Raw genomic sequence first — 19,225 nt, forward strand, 5'->3', positions numbered from 1 at the left:
TGCCTGAAGGCGAAGCGGATGGTTTGTCGAACGACTCAGATTGCCGAAAACACTTCGGAGAAGACCGAGACGGGCGCATTGCGGTCGGCCAGCGCATAGACCCCGTCGATCAGCTCGCGAGCTGCGGCGGCGTCGAAGCCGGCAAGGCCGAGCAGTTCGACGGCCTTGACGGTCAGCTCCTCCCGGTCGAGCGGGTTTTCCGGATCGCCCTTGCAGGCCGCGCGGCGTTCCTCGAGCCACTCGCCTCCGACCCTTGCCTTAACACTTGCGCCCCATGCGTCGGGATAGGCCGCCTCGATCTTCGGATCGACGGCGAGCGCGGTGATGCCGCGAAGCTGCCGCGCGGCGTCGCGGTGCTCGCCATCGAAGGAGGCGGTGGTGACTGCCCCGGTGCGGATCGCCTCGGCGACGCAGTGCTGGAGCGAGAATTTCGCGCCATAGGGCTCGGTCGGCTCCGGTCGGTCGCACACGTCCAGCGCCGCGCGATAGGTCTCGACCCGGATTTCCTCGGGCGGAGCGCCGGCAAGCCGTGCATGGAGCGCAAGCGCAGCGTCGATCGCCGGATGCGTATGACGGCAGCACGGCCAGGGTTTGATCGAGGTCTGGACGAGTTCCCACGGCCCTTGCCGATCGGCGAGCACGGCCTCGGGAACGGAGTCCGGGCAAAACGCGGCAAAGAAGCCTTTCTCGCCTTCCAGAATCGTGTCGGCTCCGGTGAACCCCTGGCGCGCGAGGAGGGCGGCAATGACGCCGGATTCGGCCGCACGCGCGGTATGCAGATGCTTGTTCATCGCGCCGGCCGACAGGAACTCCCAGACACCGCCCGATTGTGTGCCGGCATTGCCGAGCGCCCATACGGCCTGGTCCTCGTCGAGGTCGAGGAGATGGGCAGCAGCCATCGCCGCCCCGAACGTGCCGCAGGTCGCGGTGTTATGCCAGACCCGGTAATGCGCCTTGCCGACGGCGTTGCCGACCCGGCAGCAGGCCTCATAACCGTGAAGGACCGCAAGAAGGAAATCGCGGCCGCTCGCCTGCATCGTTTCGGCCAAGGCGGCCGCTGCGGGGACGACGACGGTGCCTGGATGGGTGACGGAGGTGCGGTGAAGGTCGTCGAGCTCGAGAATGTGCGCCAGCCCGCCAAAATAGAACGCCCGGCGGCCCGCGTCCTGCGTCGACCATGAGGACAGCGTCGAAATCGCCCGGGCCGGAACCGTTTTCCGCGCGGCGAGCGCGCAGGCAAGCGTATCGACGACGAAGCCGGCGGCGCGCTCCAGGTCGGCATCGGTGACGGGCTTGTTGCGGATCAGCCGGACGAGTTCGCGGGTCAGTGTCATGGTCACAAGTCCGTGGTCGAGGTCATGATCAGGCGGTCGTCGGCGGCGCGGGCTTCGAGCACCATCGCGCCCTCGCCCGCAACTTCGACGAGGCGGATCGCCGTTCCGCAGAAGACAGGCGACATCGCCCGGAAGGAAAAGGTGGACGGCCGCTTGCCGGCAATCTCGCGAGCGCGCTCGAAAAGCAGCATGGCGACCAGCGGGCCGTGGACGATCAATCCGGGGTAATGCTCGACCCCGGTCACATAGGGCTGGTCGTAGTGGATGCGGTGGCCGTTATAGGTGAGCGCGGAAAAGCGGAAGAGCATCACCTCGTCGGGCGTGACCGTCATCTCCGACAGGGCGGGCTTTTCGGAGCGCGGGGCGGGCGGCTTCGATGCCGTCGGATCTTCCGCCTCGCGATAGACGATGTCGTGCTCCTCGGTGGCAGCCACCTTGCCGCCCTGCACGATCTCGTGCCGCACGGTGACGAAGGCGAGCGGACCCGACCGGCCCTCTTTCCTGGCGACCGACTGAATGCTCGAGCGCTTCTCGGCCTCAGTGCCGAAGGCGAGGTCGCCCGGGAACGTAAACCGACCGCCGGCATACATGCGGCGCGGCAGCGGGATCGGCGGCACGAACCCGCCCTTGGCCGCATGGCCGTCAGGACCGGTCGCGTTGCGCGCCGTCGCCTCGAGGAAGTAAAACCAATGCCAGAGCGGCGGCAGCGTCGCATCACCCGCGGTAAACGACGTCGACCAGTCGCCAAGCATTGCACTTGCGCGCGTTGCAGGCGAGCGCACGATGTCGTCGGTGACGCTTCGGGTCCGGCCGACCCAGTCGCTGTAATCCGTCATGATCGCCTTCAGAACGAGCGGGGAAGGCCGAGCACTTTCTCGGCTACGTTGGAGAGGATCAGATTGGTCGAGATCGGAGCGATCTGGTAGAGGCGGGTCTCGCGAAACTTGCGCTCGACGTCATATTCCTCGGCGAAACCGAAACCGCCATGTGTCTGCAGGCAGGTATCCGCCGCGCGCCAGGACGCTTCCGAGGCCAGCATCTTCGCCATGTTGGCCTCCGCCCCGCAAGGTTCGCCGCGATCGAACATCTCGGCTGCGTGACGCACGGCAAGGCGGGCGGCATGGAGCTCGACATGGTTGCGCGCGATCGGAAACTGGATGCCCTGATTCTGGCCGATCGGGCGCCCGAACACCTTGCGTTCCTTGGCGTAGTTCGTCGCCCGCTCGATGAACCAGCGGGAGTCGCCGATGCATTCGGCCGCGATCAGGATGCGCTCGGCATTCATGCCGTCGAGTATGTAGCGAAAACCCTTGTGCGCCTCGCCGATCAGCGCGTCGGCCGGGATTTCGAGATTGTCGAAGAAGATTTCCGTCGTCGCGTGATTGATCATCGTCGCGATCGGCGTGATCCGCATCCGGTCCTTCGGAGCGGCCTTCATGTCGACGATGAAGACCGATAGGCCATCGGTGCGCGAAGCCAAGGAACCCTTCGGCGCGGTGCGGGCGAGCAGGATCATCAGGTCGGAATGCTCGGCCCGGCTCGTCCAGACCTTCTGGCCGTTGACGACATAGGTGTCGCCGCGCTTCTCCGCCGTCGTCGCGATCGAGAGCGTATCGGTGCCTGCGCCGGGCTCCGTGACGCCGAAGGCCTGCAGGCGCAGTTCGCCGCTTGCGATCTTCGGCAGGTAGCGTTGCTTCTGCGCCTCGCTGCCATGGCGCAGCAGCGTGCCCATCGTGTACATCTGCGCGTGGCAAGCGGCCCCGTTGGCGCCCGAGGCGTGCACTTCCTCAAGGATGGCAGCCGCGGCACGCAGGGGCAGCCCACTGCCGCCATACTCGGCCGGGATCAACGCTGCCAGAAGCCCCGCCTCGGCCATCGCGGTGACGAATTCGGTCGGATATTCCCGCGCGCGATCGACCTTTCGCCAATAGGCGTCGGGAAAGCGCCTGCAAAGCGCGCGCGTCGTCTCGCGGATCGGCTCGAGGTCGTCGTCGGAAATCGTCTGTGCGGCGTTCATCGGTCTCGCGTGGGCTGCAGTATGGGCCCGCAAACTGTGCCCGAACCGGCTCTAAGGCAAAGATAATTTCCTTTTAGCGACGATATGATTTCATTATAGCCTGCCGCATGGACATGCGTCATCTCCGCTACTTCATCGCCATCGCCGAGGAAGGGTCTCTGTCGAAGGCCGCCGAGCGGCTGAACGTCGCCCAGCCCGCGCTGAGCCAGCACATGCGCAATATCGAGGAAGATCTGAAGGTCACGCTGCTCTTCCGCTCCTCGCGCGGCGTGCAGTTGACGGAGGCCGGCAAGCGGCTGCTCGAACACGGTCGGCTGGTGGTGGATTCCTTCCAGCAGCTCGCCGACATTGTCGGCGGCACCGAGGTCGAGCTGTCCGGAGAGGTTCGATTCGGCCTGCCAGGGACGGTGAGCCAGGTGCTCTCCGCCCGGCTGATCGACGAAGCCTCAAGGCGCTATCCGAAGATCCGGCTGAGGATCGCCGAGGCGATGAGCGGCTTCATCTTCGACTGGCTGCGTGAGGGCAAGGTCGACATCGCCGTCCTCTACCGTGCCCGCGAGACGCGCGACCTGACGCTGACGCCGGTGCTTTCGGAGGAACTGCGCCTGTTCGCGGCGCCGGGAATGAGCGTTGGCGCGGCGCAGCCGGGCCGCGACGCCGTTCCCTATGTCGACGCGATCCGACTGCCGCTGATCGTGCCGAGCCCCGGCCATGGCCTGCGCGACCTTCTGGACGAAATGGCGCTCAGCCACTGCGATGTGCCGCTCAATGCGCGCACCGAAATCGATTCCTATGCGCCGATCAAGACACTGGTCGAGCAGGGCCTTGGCTATTCCATACTGCCGGCGATGGCGATCAAGGCAGAGACGGAGGCGGGACGGCTAGTCGCCTGGCGGCTCTGCGAGCCGGAACTGCGCCGCCAGCTCCTTCTCGCAACGCCGGCCGACCGGCCCATGAGCAGCGCCACCAGGGCGATCGAGGCCCTCACGATGGAGATGCTGTCGCAGCTCGTTGGCGAAGGCATCTGGCAGGCGCGGCTCCTTTACGAACATCGGCAAGGCGCGAGCGCTCCGCGCAAGGCCGTCCCTTCTTCATGATGCCTTGCGGTCGCGCCCAGGCTTGAATTCTGCGCGAAGGGCGCCCGTATGGCTGCCCAGCACCGGCACCGGGCCGGGCGTGCGCACAGTGCCGTCGAAGCTCGCCGCACGTGAGAACATGCGGATTTCGCCGCCGGGAACGGCCAGATCGACGAAGCGCGCCTGCGGATGATCCTCGATGTCGGCGACTTCGGAGACCTTGCCATAGGCGATCGAAGCCGCCTGAAGGCGCTCGACGACCTCATGGCCGTTCAGCCGGCCAAGCGCTTCCTGAACCGCCTGGTCCGTCTCGGCGCGCCGCGCCACGCGGTCGTTGTTGGTGGCAAACGACGGATCGGCCGCAAGATCGGGCCGCGAAAGAACGTCAAGACAGAGCTTTCGCCATTCGACGTCGTTCTGGATCGAGATCAGGAATGACTGTCCGTCCTTCGCATCGAAGATGCCGTAAGGCGCGATGGACGGATGCGCGAGGCCCAGCCTTTTCGGCGTCGAGTTGCCATAATGGTGCGCGATCCAGGGGACGTTCATCCAGTCCATCAGCGAATGGAAGAGCGAGACCTCGATATGCGTCCCCTCGCCCGTCCGGCCCCGCGCGATCAGCGCCTCGAGGATCGCCTCGTAGGCATGCATCCCGGTGGCGATGTCGCAGACCGAGACGCCGACACGGGCCGGCCCGTGCTCCGTGCCGGTGATCGAGGAAAGTCCGCTTTCGGCCTGGACGAGAAGGTCGTAGGCCTTGCGCTCGGCCATGGGGCCGGACGCGCCATAGCCCGATATGGCGCAGGTGATGAGGCGCGGATTGGCTGCGCGAAGCACCTCGTGACCAAGACCCAGGCGAGTGGCCGCGCCGGGCGCCAGATTCTGGATGAAGATGTCCGCGCCCTTGAGCATCTCGCGCACCATGGCAAGGTCGTCTTCGGCCCGCAGGTCGACGACGCAGCTTTCCTTGCCACCATTCAGCCAGACGAAATAAGACGATGAGCCCTCGGCAAAGCTGTCATAGTTGCGCGCGAAATCGCCCTCGGCGCGCTCCAGCTTGATGACGCGCGCACCCGCCTCCGCCAACCGTTCTGAGGCGTAGGGGGCCGCGACCGCCTGTTCGAGCGCGACCACGAGAAGACCGTCGAGTGGCTTCATGCGGTTTTACCTCCATTCGTTTGGACACGGATCGTGGTCGGCATTGCGGACCGGCGCCAATACTTATGCGCTATCTGGCCTATAACATTCTGTTTTGGCGCAGGCGCACGGCCCCAGGGATCGAAGACTCCTCAAGCGAAAGCCGGCTCGTAGAACCGGCCTTTCAAAGGGCAACTTGAGCGCTGCCGGAATGAGTCAGGCGGGCGCATGCACGAAAACGGGGCGCGTCGTCCTGAGCTGCGGTCAGATCGTACGGCCGCCATCCACTTCGAGGATGACGCCAGTGATGAACTCCGCCTCGTCAGATGCGAGATAAAGGCACGCATTGGCGATGTCCTTCGGTGTCGACATGCGGCCGAGCGGGATGGTGGAGACAAACTTCGCGCGGTTCTCCGGCGTGTCCTCGACGCCCATGAAGGCGGACAGGAGGCCCGTCGCGCCCATGACCGGGGCGATGCAGTTGACGCGGATCTTGTCCGGCGCAAGCTCGACCGCCATCGAGCGGGACAGAAGGTTCACCGCGCCCTTCGTCGAATTGTACCAGGTGAGGCCCGGACGCGGGCGGATGCCTGCCGTCGAGCCGACATTGATGACCGCGCCGCCGCCCTGCGCCCGCATGACCGGCACGACCGCATTGGTCATGTGGAAGATCGACTTGACGTTGATCGCGTAGACCTTGTCGAACTCTTCCTCGGTGACGTCGAGCATCGGCTTGTTGCGGTGGGTCCAGCCGGCATTGTTGACGACGATGTCGAGCCGGCCGTTCTGCGTGGCCGCTTCGACCGCGCGCGAAATGTCTGCTGCGCTGGTGACGTCGCCGCCGATCGCGACCGCGCCGTTGCCGCAGGCCTGCGCCTGGGTCTTCGCCCCGTCCTCGTTCAGATCCATGATGGTGACGCGGGCCCCCTCGCGCGCGAACGTCGCCGCGATCTCCGCTCCGAAGCCCGAAGCCCCGCCCGTCACCAGTGCCGTCTTGCCTTGCAAACGCATGTTCAGCTCTTCCCTTGAAAAATGGATGGCGGAGCGGCACGGCGGCCGCTCCGCAATGAGGATCGATCTAGTCGTGCTTGACGACGATGGTCTTGACGACCGAAAGGTCCTTCAGCGCCTCGAAGCCTTTCTCGCGGCCATGGCCGGACTTCTTCATGCCGCCGAACGGAAGCTCGATGCCGCCGCCGGCGCCGTAGGCGTTGACGTAGACCTGGCCGGCGCGCACCTTGCGCGCGACGCGGGTCGCGCGGTTGGCGTTCTGCGTCCAGACGCCTGCGACAAGGCCGTAATCGGTGCCATTGGCGAGCGCAACGCCATCCGCCTCGTCCTCGAACGGAATGACCGAAAGGACCGGCCCGAACACCTCATCGAGCGCCAGCGCGTTGTCGCGCGGCACGCGGCCGAACATCTTCGGGGCGACATAGTAGCCAGCTTCGGGCACGCCATCGGCAATCTTGCCCTCGGCGATGACCTCGATCCCGTCATTCCCGGCATTGCTGCAGAACCGCTCGACGCGGCGCTTCTGGCCGGGATTGATGACCGGGCCGAGGTCAAGGTCCATGTCGGGCGTGCCCGCCGTGAGCTTGGAAAAGCGCTCGGCGACTGCGCCGACGATCCGGTCGTAACCGGACTTTTCCACCAGGAGCCGCGAGCCGGCCGAGCAGGTCTGGCCGGCATTCTGGACGATGGCATTGACCAGCGAGGGCAGCGCCGCATCGAGATCGACATCGGCGAAGACGACCTGCGGCGACTTGCCGCCGAGTTCGAGTGTGCAGCCGATATGGTTCCTGGCCGCCGCGATCTGCACCATCGTGCCGACCTCCGGGCTGCCGGTGAAGGACAGGAAATCGAAGCCGCGATGGGCGGTGAGCGCCGCGCCGGCCTCTTCGCCCAGGCCCGGGACGATGTTGATCGCGCCTTCCGGAAAGCCGACTTCGGCGGCGAGTTCTGCAAGACGCAGCGGTGTGAGGCAAGCGTCCTCGGCCGGCTTCATCACGGTCGCATTGCCGACCGCGAGCGCCGGGCCGAGCGTGCGGCCGAACATCTGCGCGGGGTAGTTCCATGGGATGATCTGGCCGGTCACGCCATGCGGCACGCGCTCGGTCAGGGCGAGGTAGCCGTTGAGGAACGGGATCGTGTCGCCGTGCACCTTGTCGGCGGCGCCGCCGTAGAACTCGAAATAGCGGGCGCAGGCGGCGATGTCGGCGCGCGCCTGCTTCAGCGGCTTGCCGCAGTCGAACGCTTCGAGCTTCGTAAGCTCATCGGCATGGTCCTCGATCGCGCGCGACAGCTTCAGGAGCAGCCGTCCGCGCTCGACCGCGGTCAGCCGGCCCCAGGCGCCCTCCTCGAAAGCCCGACGGGCGGCCTTGTAGGCGCGGTCGACATCGCCTGCGCTGCCGGCGGCGATCCGCGCGACGACGGCGCCGGTCGCCGGCGCGTAGACGTCGACCGTCTTGCCGGTTTCATTGGCGTGCCACTTGTTGTCGACGAAGATGCCCTTGGCCTCCGCGATCTGGCCGGCGGCGGGCTTGGACTGGATGTTCATTGGTGAACGCCTCCACGAGTTCTGACTGCTGGATGTCGTGCCATATCGACTGGCAAGGATCGGGACTAGACCCTGGAACAGCTCGTGGGGTGGCACAAGCTCACTGCCCGTCGATGTCCGGAACTACCGGGGCTATGGCTATTGCCATCTACCCGGCGAGCGAACGGGCGATGATGATTTTCTGGATGTCGGACGTGCCCTCGTAGATCTGGCACACGCGCGCGTCTCGGTAGATGCGCTCAAGCGGGAAATCGGCCATGTAGCCATATCCGCCGAAAGTCTGAAGCGCGGCCGAAATCACGCGTTCCGCAGCTTCTGACGCGAAGAGCTTGGCGATTGCCGCCTCGGTGAGGCAGGGCACGCCCGCATCCTTCATCTGAGCGGCGCTGAGGACCAACTGGCGGGCGGCCTCGATCTGCGTGCGCATTTCGGCCAGGCGGAAGGCAACACCCTGATGCTCCATCAGCGTCTTGCCGAAGGACCGGCGCTCCCTGGCATAGGCGACGGCATGATCGAACGCCGCCTGCGCCATGCCGACCGACTGCGCCGCGATGCCGATGCGGCCTGTCTCCAGACTCGACAATGCGATGCGATAGCCCTCGCCTTCCTCGCCGATCCGGTTCTCCTCGGGGATCTCAAGCCCCTCGAAGCGCAGGGAGCATGTGTCCGAACAGCGCTGGCCAAGCTTGTCTTCGACTTTTGCCACGATGTAGCCCGGCGCATCGGTCGGCGTCAGGAAGGCGGTGATCCCGGCCTTCGGCCCCGCGCCCTCCATGCGGGCGAAAAGGATGGTAAAGCCACCGATCTTGCCCGACGTGATGAATTCCTTCGATCCATCCACGACATATCGATCCCCCTGCCGCCGCGCCCGCGACTTGAGCGCGCCCGCATCCGACCCGGCCTCGGCCTCCGTGAGCGCGAAGGCGCCGATGAACTCTCCCGCCGCCGCCGGGCGCAGCACGCGCGCCTTCTGCTCCTCACTGCCGTAGCGCTGGAGGATCGCATTGAACGGAGCATTATGGACGCTCATCACGGTGGAGATCGCACCGTCCCCCGCGGCGATCTCCATCAGCGCCAGAGCGTAGGACACATAGTCGGCGCCGACTCCGCCATCGGATTGCGGCACTGTCATGCCCATGAAGCCGAGTTCGGCCAGGCCCTTGATGACTTCGGGCTCGATGGTCTTCTCGATGTCGCGCCGCGCCGCGCCAGGCGCGAGCACCTCGCACGCAAACGCGCGTGCCGTATCGCGGACCATGGACTGTTCGTCTGAAAGGATCATCGTTCCCTGCCTCGGTTTGCCGGCAAATCTCCGTGCAGCTGCGGTGACTTGCGCACGCCCGGCCGATCTTGTTGCCATCTATCCTCGCCAGACCTATTCAGCGGATCGGCGGATCGGTCAAGCGTTCGGCACGATGCCGTCTTGACACTCGGCGCGTTTCTCGCCCCCTAACGGCACGTACCCACGGAGAGCGAATGGCACAGAAGAAGGCGCACGAGGTGGACGGATGGCTGGCACGACCGCCTGGCGCCTTTCCGATCGTGCTAATCTACGGCCCTGATCGCGGTCTCGTGTCGGAACGCGCGACGCTGTTCGTGCGGCAGGCGGGCTTCCAGGCGGACGATCCCTTCTCGGTCACGCGGCTCGACGCCGGCGAACTTGAAGGCGATCCGGGCCGCCTGATGGACGAGGCCAACACGGTGGCGATGTTTGCGGACCGGCGGTTGATCTGGATCAAGGGCGCGGGCGCGCACAAGGCGCTGGGCGCGGCGCTTAAGGACCTCTGTGCAAACCCGCCCGCCGCTACCATCATCCTCGTCGAGGGCGGCGACCTGAAGAAGGGCGCGCCCATCCGCGCGGCGATCGAACAGGGATCGGCCGGGATGGCATTGCCTTGCTATGTGGACCAGGCACGCGCGATCGACCGCATCATTGATCAGGTTCTGGCACGCGATGGGCTGACGATCGCCGCGGACGCGCGCCAGGCGCTCAAGGCATCACTCGGCGGCGATCGGCTCGCCAGCCGATCCGAGATCGAGAAGCTGGCGCTCTACGCTCGCTCCGACAGCCGGATCGAAGTGGCCCATGTCACGGAGGTCATTGGGGACGTATCCGCGAAGTCACTTGATGACGCGACCGATGCAATACTTGTCGGCGACATCGCGGCGTTCGACCGCGCCTATTCCGGCTGGGTTAACGCAGGAAACGCACCGTTTCAGTTGGTATCGGCCGTGATGCGCCAGTTTCAGCAACTTGAAATGCTGCGCATGGCGCTAGATGGCGGAGCCAGCGCCGCCTCCGCCGTAGGCGCCGCAAAACCTCCGATCTTCTTTAGTCGGCGAAATACAGTCGAGCGCGCGGTGCAAAGATGGACGGCGGCAGCAATTGCGCGCGGGCTTGATCGACTTCAGGCGACCGTGCTGGCGATGCGTACGCGCGCACAGCTCGATGAGCCAACAGCCCGCCAAGCGCTGCTTGCACTGGCGGTCGAGGCACGACGCCTGCGTTGACTTTCCGGCTGTTTCACGTGAATCCCGCTCAATTCCGCTGAAGACGATGGCAGATCGTGTCCAACTGCTCGAGGCTCGAATATCGGATCTTGATGTCGCCGCCGCGCTGGCCATGCGTGATCGACACCTTGAGACCGAGCGCATCGGACAAGGTCTTCTCCAGCGCAATCGTGTCAGCATCCTTCTCGGAGGGCGCGCCACGCTCGCTACGACCCGTGTCGACGCGCGGCGGCTGCTGCGCAAGTGCCTCGGCTTGGCGCACGGACAGACCCTCGTCGACGATCCTTCGCGCAAGGCTTTCCGGGTCGAGCGCCGTTACCAGCGTACGCGCATGACCGGCCGACAGCGACCCGTCAGTTACCATTGAGCGAACATGTTCCGGCAACTTCAGCAGGCGTAGCGTGTTCGCCACATGGCTACGGCTCTTGCCGATCACCTGCCCGAGATCTGCCTGGGTGTACTGGTGCTCATCAATAAGCTGTTGATACCCTAGAGCTTCTTCAACCGGATTAAGATCGGCTCGCTGGACATTCTCGATGATGGCGAGTTCAAGCGCAACGCGATCCGACACATCCCGGATGACGATAGGTACGCTTGTCAGACCGGCGCGTTGTGCGGCACGCCACCGACGCTCGCCCGCGATGATCTCGTAGCGATTGTCCGGCATCGTCCGCACGACCACAGGCTGAACGATCCCGTGCTCTCGAATCGACTGCGTCAGATCCTCAAGATCTTCTTCCCCAAACGAGCGGCGAGGATTGCGCGGATTCGGCGAAACCAATTCGATCGGCGCCGAGCGGTCGGCGCGGATCTGCGGGGATTGCCCGGCCGGAGAGCTCGGCTTGTCGAGATCGCCGATCAGGGCAGCTAGGCCGCGCCCGAGGCGCTTGCGGGACAGGTCTTCGTTCATCTCGCTCTCCCTCCTATGCGGCGCGCAAGGTTCGCTCGCGGCGGATAACTTCCGACGCGAGTTGCAGATAAGCCTGGCTGCCAGAGCATTTCAGGTCGTAAAGGATCGCCGGCTTGCCGTATGACGGCGCCTCGGACACACGAACATTTCGCGGGATGACCGTGTCATAGACTTTGTCACCCATATGCGTACGCACATCCTGCACGACCTGATTGGCCAGATTGTTCCGACCATCGAACATCGTCATCACGATACCCTGAATTGTAAGGCGCGGGTTAAGGTTGGCGCGCACCTGGTCGACTGTATGCAGGAGCTGGCTGAGCCCCTCCAGTGCAAAAAACTCGCACTGAAGCGGCACGAGAACGGAGTCAGCCGCGGCCATCGAGTTGAGCGTCAGGAGATTGAGGGAAGGCGGGCAGTCGATAAGAATGTAGTCGTATGATGCGGCGCCGCCATCGGCCGACTGAATCGCATTGCGGAGCCGCACAGCACGGTCTGGCTTGGCCGAAATTTCCATTTCGACCCCAAGCAGGTCCAGCGTCGAGGGCACGACCGAAAGCCCGGGCACCGCAGTCTTGACGGCCGACTGCGCTATCGTCGCCTGGCCGATAAGCAGGTCGTAAGAGGAAATTGCGCGCTCTGCCCGCTCGATACCAAGGCCGGTGCTTGCATTGCCCTGCGGATCGAGATCCACAATGAGGACGCGCTCGCCTATGGCTGCAAGCGCCGTCGCGAGATTGATGGCGGTTGTCGTCTTGCCGACGCCGCCTTTCTGATTTGCCACCGTGATGATCCGTGGCTGAGAGCCCACCATGATCAATGCTCCAGACGCTGGACGTTCGACAGTTCGAGAACGCGACTCATCGCGTCAACCACGCTGCCATGTTCTATCAGATCGAATCGCCAATGGTCACGCGCCTCTTGAATTTCCTGTTGGAAATCTCGGCCCTTCGGAAACAATGCTCGTCCCCGGCCGGGTCCCAGCCATATCTGCGTCAAATCCAGGAGCCGCGAAAGCGGGGCCAAAGCGCGCGCCGAAACGATCGAGGGCGTTAGTACGCCCGTGGCTTCTTCAATACGCTCTGCTCTCACCGTCGCTGGAAGACCCAGTTCAACCGCAGCAGCGCGGAGAAAGGCTGCCTTCTTATGATTGCTTTCGACAAGCGTTGTGCGCAGCCCGGCTGATTTCCCCAGCGTGGCGATAACGATACCAGGCAGCCCGCCGCCGCTGCCTATATCGGTCCAGTCCCTTTCGTGCGCGCGATATCGCCAAAGTTGCGCCGAATCAACGACGTGCCGAGACCAAAAGTCCTGTGCTGCTCCAGCAGATGCAAGGTTGATGGACTTGTTCCAATGGTGAAACAGCCTCTCGAACTCCACAAGCTGGGTATAAGTTTCACGTGAAACGTCTCCAGCCCCCCGGCAAAGTTCGTCATACTGCTTCATGCAGCCTCCGAACCACGTGTACGCTGGATGTGTGCGAGCAGCAATGACAGGGCCGCCGGCGTCATTCCCTCGATCCTCGCAGCCTGCGCAATTGTCTCAGGACGTGTCTTTTCAAGCTTCGACTTGGTTTCGTTTGAGAGTCCCGCGATTGCCCCGATGTCGAGATCACGCGGTATTGTCAGCCTCTCCTGCTTCCGAAGGCGATCAATATCCTCACTTTGGCGCTCTAGATAAACGGCGTAGCCGGCCTCGATCTCGATGAGGTCTCGGGTCGGCACGGCGAAGTTTCGCAGTCCGGGCCAAATACAATCCAAGTCGGCAAGCGATATGCCGGAGTGACCGAGAAGCTCATAGCCGCTGCGGACCTTGCCATCGGCGTTAACTGGCAGACCCGCGCGAATTGCGGCGGACGACGACAACGCCGATGCCGTGAGCAGCGCCCTGATTGAGTTGAGTTCGTCGGAGCGCTGCGCGAACATGGCCTCCCGACCCGAACCAATCACGCCCCACTTCACGCCGATTGGCGTCAGCCTCTCATCGGCATTGTCCGCCCGGATGGACAGTCGATACTCGGCACGCGAGGTAAACATGCGGTACGGCTCAGTGACTCCGCGGGTCGTCAAATCATCGACCATGACACCAATGTAGGCGTCAGAGCGAGACAGATTGACAGGCGTTCCACCGCCGGATCTCATCGCCGCATTGATCCCCGCCAGGATGCCTTGCGCCCCGGCCTCTTCATACCCTGTCGTGCCGTTGATCTGGCCCGCGAGGAAGAGCCCCAGACAGGCGTGCAGCTCCAGCGCCGCCGACAGATCGCGTGGATCGACGTGGTCATACTCGATCGCGTAGCCCGGTTGCATGATCTCTGCCCGTTCCAGCCCGGTCATGGATCGGATGAATGCGACTTGAACATCGAGCGGCAGAGATGTCGAGACGCCGTTCGGGTAAACGAGTTCGCTGTCGAGACCTTCGGGTTCGAGAAATATCTGGTGTCCGTCCCGGTCACCGAAGCGGACGATTTTGTCTTCGATCGACGGACAGTAGCGCGGGCCGACGCCTTCGATCGCGCCACTATACATTGCGGATCGATGCAAATTGTCTCGAATAATTTGGTGCGAGGATCCGGTTGTTCGGGTGATCGCACATTCGATCTGCGGCGTCGTGATCGATTTGGTCATCGTGGAGAATGGTATCGGGTTCTCGTCTGCGGCCTGCTTCTCGAGAGCGGTCCAATCGATAGACGCGCGCGCGATCCGCGGCGGCGTTCCAGTCTTCAAACGGCCGAGACGGATGCCTAGCCTGCGGAATGTCAAAGCCAGGCCCGACGTCGCTTGCTCGCCCATGCGCCCGGCTACCGTTGTATCCGCACCGATATGGATCAGCCCGCGCAGGAAGGTTCCGGTCGTCAGGACCACCGCCCCGCAGCTGATATAGCCCAAGTCCTTCAGATGCGCTCCGCGAACGTGACGCGCGCTAACGTCGAGATCGACCACCTCATCCGCGAGTACGTGGAGATTCTCCTGAGCCGCGACGAGTTCCTTGACCGCGCGGGCGTAGAGTTTGCGATCGGCTTGCGTGCGCGGGCCACGCACCGCTGGGCCCTTGCTGCGGTTGAGGAGCCGAAACTGGATACCGGCCATGTCCGCTGCACGACCCATGACGCCGTCGAGCGCGTCGATCTCGCGAACGAGCTGGCCCTTTCCAAGACCCCCAATCGCGGGGTTGCAGGACATGACTCCCAGATTGTCGGCGCTCAGCGTGACCAAAGCCGTCACAGCACCCATCCGTGCTGCCGCAGCAGCGGCTTCGACGCCCGCATGCCCTCCGCCCACAACGATCACATCGAAGTTGGAACGATCCTGTTTCACGTGAGTCATTTCCCTATGCAGAAGCGGGAGAATATATCGCCAAGCAGATCCTCGACATCTATCGATCCCGTCAGTCGTCCCAGCGCATCCGCAGCCACACGCAGCTCTTCCGCCACCAGCTCGAACTCGACCATCTCGCCGGCCCGGCCGAGAGCATCTATGCAGTCGGTGAGATGCGCGACGTGTCTTTGACGTGAGGGAACCGTATCGTGGATTTGCGTGTGAGAATCAAGAATGTTGCCAACGCGTGCCAGCAGCTCTTCGATCCCGGCGCCCGTTTGCGTTGAAATTGCCAGTTTCCAACGCCCGGAAGCGCGCAGGTCCGCTTTGCTGTCGACAACCAAAACATTCGTGGACTCGATTTCGGGCAGAGGCTGCACGCCATCGTCCAGCACGATAACGAGATGGGCCGCGCGCATGGCTTGGTGGGCGCGATCGACGCCGATCTTCTCCACCACGTCACCGGTCTCGCGCAGGCCGGCCGTATCGGTGATGCGAATCAGCCGTCCGTTGAGATCAAGTCGGACATCGATGAGATCACGGGTCGTGCCGGGAATATCGGTGACAATCGCGACCTCACGCTTCGCCAAGTAATTGATCAGGCTTGATTTACCAGCGTTCGGAGCACCAGCGACGACTATGTGATAACCGTCGTTGATGATCTCCGCTATTCTATAGCCGGCTAAGTGCTTTTCGATCGCCTGCCTAAGGCTATCGATTTCGATGCGGACCCCATCGCCAAACTCAGGCGGCACATCGTCCTGATCGGAGAAATCGAGATCTGCTTCGATCCGCGCCCAGATCGACAACAGGCTTTCCCGCCAACCCTCGTATAGCCGACGCTGCGCGCCATCGGCATTGGACAGAGCCAGGCGGCGCTGCAAGTCCGTCTCGGCGACAATCAGATCGGAAAGTGCCTCGGCCGCGGTCAAGTCGATGCGCCCGTTGAGAAATGCACGCATGGTGAACGCGCCTGGCTCGGCTGGTTCCAGCCCCTCGAACATGGAAAGGCGGCGGAATAGCGCTGCGGTAACGGCCCGACTGCCGTGAAGCTGGATTTCCAGCACGTCTTCTCCCGTAAAGCTCGCAGGCGCGGGAAAGAGGATGCATAGCGCGTCATCGATCGGCGAAGCCGCATCATCAAGGATGGTGCACAGCGCGGCCCGGCGCGCCTGGAGCGAGGTGCGGCCGGTGAGCGGTTCGATAAGCGAGGTTACGTGCGGACCGGACATGCGCACGACCGCAACGCCGGCGGGCAACGCGCCGCTCGAAAGCGCATAGATCGTCGTCGTCGAACGCATTCGTCACTCCCAATGCGAAACGGCGGGCATGAGTTGCCCGCCGGATCGATAAGCCTGAAATGGCGACCGAAAAACGGTCAGGTGTTCATGGAATCGAAGAAGTCGCCATTGGTCTTGGTCTGCTTCAGCTTGTCCATGAGGAATTCGATCGCATCCGTCGTGCCCATCGGCGCGAGAATGCGGCGCAGGACGAAGATTTTCTGCAGGTCCTGGCGCTGGACGAGAAGGTCTTCCTTGCGGGTGCCGGACTTGAGAATATCCATGGCGGGGAAAATGCGCTTGTCGGCGACCTTGCGGTCCAGCACGATTTCCGAATTGCCGGTGCCCTTGAACTCTTCGAAGATGACTTCGTCCATGCGGCTGCCGGTATCGATCAGCGCGGTCGCGATGATCGTCAGCGAGCCGCCTTCCTCGATGTTTCGGGCCGCACCGAAGAAGCGCTTGGGGCGCTGCAGTGCGTTGGCGTCCACGCCGCCAGTCAGGACCTTGCCGGAGGACGGCACGACCGTGTTGTAGGCACGGCCCAGACGCGTGATCGAATCGAGCAGGATGACAACGTCACGGCCATGCTCGACAAGGCGCTTGGCCTTCTCGATGACCATTTCGGCGACCTGCACGTGACGCACCGCCGGCTCGTCGAAGGTGGAGGAGACGACCTCGCCTTTGACCGAGCGCTGCATGTCGGTCACTTCTTCCGGCCGCTCGTCGATCAGAAGGACGATCAGATAGGCTTCCGGGTGATTGTGCGCGATCGAATGTGCGATGTTCTGGAGGAGAACGGTCTTGCCGGTGCGCGGAGGTGCGACGATCAGGGCGCGCTGGCCCTTGCCCAGCGGTGCGACCAGATCGATCACGCGCGCCGACATGTCCTTCGAGGTCGGAACCTCGAGTTCCATCTTGAAGCGCTCATTCGGATAGAGCGGCGTCAGATTGTCGAAATGGATCTTGTGGCGGATCTTCTCAGGGTCTTCGAAATTGATCGTGTTGACCTTGAGAAGCGCAAAATAGCGCTCGCCTTCCTTCGGCGAACGGATCGGGCCTTCGACCGTGTCGCCGGTCTTCAGCGAGAAACGACGGATCTGGGACGGCGAGATGTAGATGTCGTCCGGGCCTGGCAGGTAGTTCGCATTTGCCGAGCGCAGGAATCCGAAGCCGTCCTGAAGAATTTCGACGACGCCTTCGCCGATGATCTCGACATCCTGCGCCGCGAGCTTCTTCAGGATCGCGAACATGAGCTCCTGCTTGCGCATGACGCTCGCATTCTCGACCTCGAGCGATTCGGCAAACGCAATGAGGTCGGTCGGACCCTTGCTCTTGAGCTCTTGTAGTTTCATTTCCTGCATATGCGCACTCGACTGGCGATTGGGGAGTCTGGAAGAGACGTAGGAAGGTTGCGGCGCGGATGGGCCGTCAAGAAACAAGCGGGCCGCGCGGCGAAAGGAAGGACCGATCTCTTAGCGCCGCACCTGAAAAAGCGCAAGCGGGGCGCGCGTGCCTCAGAACGGCTTTACCACGACCAGGACGACGATGACAATCATCAACAAGGTCGGGCCCTCGTTCATCAGCCGCCAGTGCCGCGCCGACTTTTCGTTACTATCTTCGGCGAAGAGACGGACGGCCTTGGAGAAATAGCCGTGCAGTCCGGACATGGCCACGACGAGTGCGATCTTCAAGTGGAGCCAGCCGCCCGAAAAGCCGAAACCTTGCCAGGCAAGCCAGAAACCGAGCACCCAGGTGACCGTCATCGCCGGATTGATGATGACGCGCAAAAGGCGCTGTTCCATGACCTTGAAGGTTTCCGACTGCGGCGTGCCGGGCCCCACCTCCGCATGATAGACGAACAGGCGTGGCAGATAGAGCATCCCCGCCATCCACGAGATGACGGCGATGACGTGCACGGCCTTGGCCCACAGATACGCCTCCGCCGGAAAGAAAAACAACGCGGCCGCCGTCAGGACGAGAAAGGCGGCAAGCGCGATGCCCGCCCGCGCGCCCGGTCCCGCCTTCGTCTTCCCCGCCTCGGTCACCGCTTTGCTCCCCGAACCTGAGCGATCATCGCCTCGACATGATCGATTGGCGTTTGCGGCGTGATGCCGTGGCCGAGATTGAAGATCAGCGGCCCGCCGCCGAGATTTTCAAGAATGGCCTGCACGCCCTCACGGAGCGCCTCGCCGCCCACAACGAGCCGCAGTGGATCGAGATTGCCCTGAACGGCCCCTTCAGCCTGCAAGCGCCGTGCCTGGCTCCAGGGAACGCTCCAGTCGAGCCCAAGCGCGGTGACGCCCGTCTTCGCCCTGTAACCGTCGTAGAGCGCGCCTGCCCCCTTCGGAAAGCCGATGATCGGCATGTTCGGATGAACCGCGCAGACCTGGTCGACGATCCGCTTCATCGGCTGAACGCAAAACGCTTCGAACGAGGTCTCGTCGAGGACGCCGGACCACGAATCGAATATCTGGACGCAATCCGCGCCCGCATCGATCTGGCGGATGAGATAATCGGCGGAAAAATCGGCGAGGAGCGCGAGCAGCATTCGCATCTCCGCCGGGTGTCGATAGCCAAACAGCCGTGCCGGCGCCTGGTCCGGCGTTCCGTGCCCGGCGATCATGTAGGTCGCCACCGTCCAGGGCGCGCCGCAAAAGCCGATCAGCGTCGTCTCTGCCGGCAGCTCGGCGCGCAGGCGCCGCACCGTCTCATAGACCGGCGCGAGATGATCGTGGATCCTGGACCCGTCGAGCCGCTCGACCTCATGCGCCTCGATCGGCGTCATCAGCGGACCGCGTCCTTCCTCGAAGCGCAGATCGCGGCCGAGCGCATGCGGGATGACGAGAATGTCGGAGAACAGGATCGATGCGTCGAAACCGAAACGACGGATCGGCTGGAGTGTCACCTCGACCGCCAGATCGGGATTGTAGCAAAGGTCGAGGAAACTGCCGGCCTGTCGGCGTGCTTCCCGATACTCCGGTAGATAGCGCCCTGCCTGTCGCATCATCCAGATCGGAGGCGGAAAGACGCTTTCTCCCTGCAAGACCTTCAGCATCTTCCGTTCGATCGACATTCGCGGCCTC

The 19,225-nt window shown here is 63.6% G+C and carries 17 protein-coding genes; 2 read left to right on the top strand and 15 right to left on the bottom strand.

Annotation, left to right across the window (positions count from 1 at the left end; translation table 11 throughout):
- Positions 1-35: 35 nt before the first annotated feature.
- From GTK01_RS07530 to GTK01_RS07540, 3 genes are read right to left on the bottom strand one after another with little or no spacing between them, the layout of a single operon-like run.
- Positions 36-1,334, bottom strand: coding sequence for an MmgE/PrpD family protein (locus GTK01_RS07530; protein ID WP_252925258.1), 1,299 nt, complete (start codon positions 1,332-1,334; stop codon positions 36-38).
- 2 nt (positions 1,335-1,336) lie between these two features.
- Positions 1,337-2,170 (bottom strand): MaoC family dehydratase N-terminal domain-containing protein, encoded by an 834-nt coding sequence (locus GTK01_RS07535; protein ID WP_252925259.1) that lies wholly within the window; start codon positions 2,168-2,170, stop codon positions 1,337-1,339.
- Positions 2,171-2,178: 8 nt separating this feature from the next.
- Entirely contained in the window at positions 2,179-3,351 is a 1,173-nt protein-coding gene (locus GTK01_RS07540; protein WP_252925260.1) for an acyl-CoA dehydrogenase family protein, read from the bottom strand.
- 113 nt (positions 3,352-3,464) lie between these two features.
- On the opposite strand from GTK01_RS07540, the gene GTK01_RS07545 reads away from it, so the two are divergent.
- Positions 3,465-4,448 (top strand): LysR substrate-binding domain-containing protein, encoded by a 984-nt coding sequence (locus GTK01_RS07545; protein ID WP_252925261.1) that lies wholly within the window; start codon positions 3,465-3,467, stop codon positions 4,446-4,448.
- Here the strand turns inward: GTK01_RS07545 and GTK01_RS07550 are convergent.
- The 4 genes from GTK01_RS07550 to GTK01_RS07565 form a co-directional block, all read right to left on the bottom strand.
- On the bottom strand, positions 4,443-5,585 hold the full coding sequence (locus GTK01_RS07550) for a CaiB/BaiF CoA-transferase family protein (protein ID WP_252925262.1): 1,143 nt from the start codon (positions 5,583-5,585) through the stop codon (positions 4,443-4,445). The two genes, GTK01_RS07545 and GTK01_RS07550, sit on opposite strands and share 6 nt — an antisense overlap.
- Before the next feature lie 243 nt (positions 5,586-5,828).
- Complete coding sequence (locus GTK01_RS07555) at positions 5,829-6,575, bottom strand: glucose 1-dehydrogenase (protein ID WP_252925263.1); 747 nt, start codon at positions 6,573-6,575, stop codon at positions 5,829-5,831.
- Between the two features lie 67 nt (positions 6,576-6,642).
- On the bottom strand, positions 6,643-8,121 hold the full coding sequence (locus GTK01_RS07560; protein ID WP_252925264.1) for an aldehyde dehydrogenase family protein: 1,479 nt from the start codon (positions 8,119-8,121) through the stop codon (positions 6,643-6,645).
- 148 nt (positions 8,122-8,269) lie between these two features.
- Positions 8,270-9,403: an acyl-CoA dehydrogenase family protein gene (locus GTK01_RS07565; protein ID WP_252925265.1), complete on the bottom strand. Its 1,134-nt coding sequence runs from the start codon at positions 9,401-9,403 to the stop codon at positions 8,270-8,272.
- A 194-nt stretch (positions 9,404-9,597) separates the two neighbouring features.
- Here GTK01_RS07565 and holA point away from each other — a divergent pair, with 194 nt between their 5' ends.
- Positions 9,598-10,632 carry a DNA polymerase III subunit delta gene (gene holA, locus GTK01_RS07570; protein WP_252925266.1) on the top strand — a complete coding sequence of 345 codons (1,035 nt, stop codon included), beginning with the start codon at positions 9,598-9,600 and terminating at the stop codon, positions 10,630-10,632.
- Positions 10,633-10,660: 28 nt separating this feature from the next.
- On the opposite strand, the gene GTK01_RS07575 is transcribed toward holA, so the two are convergent.
- From GTK01_RS07575 to hemE, 8 genes are all read right to left on the bottom strand, one after another.
- Positions 10,661-11,542: a ParB/RepB/Spo0J family partition protein gene (locus tag GTK01_RS07575; RefSeq protein ID WP_252925267.1), complete on the bottom strand. Its 882-nt coding sequence runs from the start codon at positions 11,540-11,542 to the stop codon at positions 10,661-10,663.
- A gap of 13 nt (positions 11,543-11,555) precedes the next feature.
- The gene (locus tag GTK01_RS07580; protein WP_252925268.1) at positions 11,556-12,356 is read right to left on the bottom strand and encodes a ParA family protein; all 801 of its coding nucleotides are present in this window, start codon (positions 12,354-12,356) and stop codon (positions 11,556-11,558) included.
- Positions 12,357-12,358: 2 nt separating this feature from the next.
- A complete protein-coding gene (gene rsmG, locus GTK01_RS07585; protein WP_252925269.1) occupies positions 12,359-12,988 on the bottom strand; it encodes a 16S rRNA (guanine(527)-N(7))-methyltransferase RsmG in 630 nt (209 codons plus the stop codon).
- On the bottom strand, positions 12,985-14,859 hold the full coding sequence (gene mnmG, locus GTK01_RS07590) for a tRNA uridine-5-carboxymethylaminomethyl(34) synthesis enzyme MnmG (RefSeq protein WP_252925270.1): 1,875 nt from the start codon (positions 14,857-14,859) through the stop codon (positions 12,985-12,987). Before mnmG ends, rsmG begins: the two co-directional genes overlap by 4 nt.
- A gap of 5 nt (positions 14,860-14,864) precedes the next feature.
- Positions 14,865-16,160: a tRNA uridine-5-carboxymethylaminomethyl(34) synthesis GTPase MnmE gene (gene mnmE, locus GTK01_RS07595; RefSeq protein WP_252925271.1), complete on the bottom strand. Its 1,296-nt coding sequence runs from the start codon at positions 16,158-16,160 to the stop codon at positions 14,865-14,867.
- 77 nt (positions 16,161-16,237) lie between these two features.
- On the bottom strand, positions 16,238-17,503 hold the full coding sequence (rho, locus tag GTK01_RS07600; protein WP_252925272.1) for a transcription termination factor Rho: 1,266 nt from the start codon (positions 17,501-17,503) through the stop codon (positions 16,238-16,240).
- A gap of 153 nt (positions 17,504-17,656) precedes the next feature.
- A complete protein-coding gene (hemJ, locus tag GTK01_RS07605) occupies positions 17,657-18,187 on the bottom strand; it encodes a protoporphyrinogen oxidase HemJ (RefSeq protein ID WP_252925273.1) in 531 nt (176 codons plus the stop codon).
- Positions 18,184-19,215: a uroporphyrinogen decarboxylase gene (gene hemE, locus GTK01_RS07610; RefSeq protein WP_252925274.1), complete on the bottom strand. Its 1,032-nt coding sequence runs from the start codon at positions 19,213-19,215 to the stop codon at positions 18,184-18,186. The genes hemJ and hemE overlap by 4 nt, the downstream gene beginning before the upstream one ends.
- Positions 19,216-19,225: the final 10 nt, after the last annotated feature.

It is taken from the genome of Aliihoeflea sp. 40Bstr573, assembly GCF_024105655.1.
Lineage (GTDB): Bacteria > Pseudomonadota > Alphaproteobacteria > Rhizobiales > Rhizobiaceae > Aliihoeflea.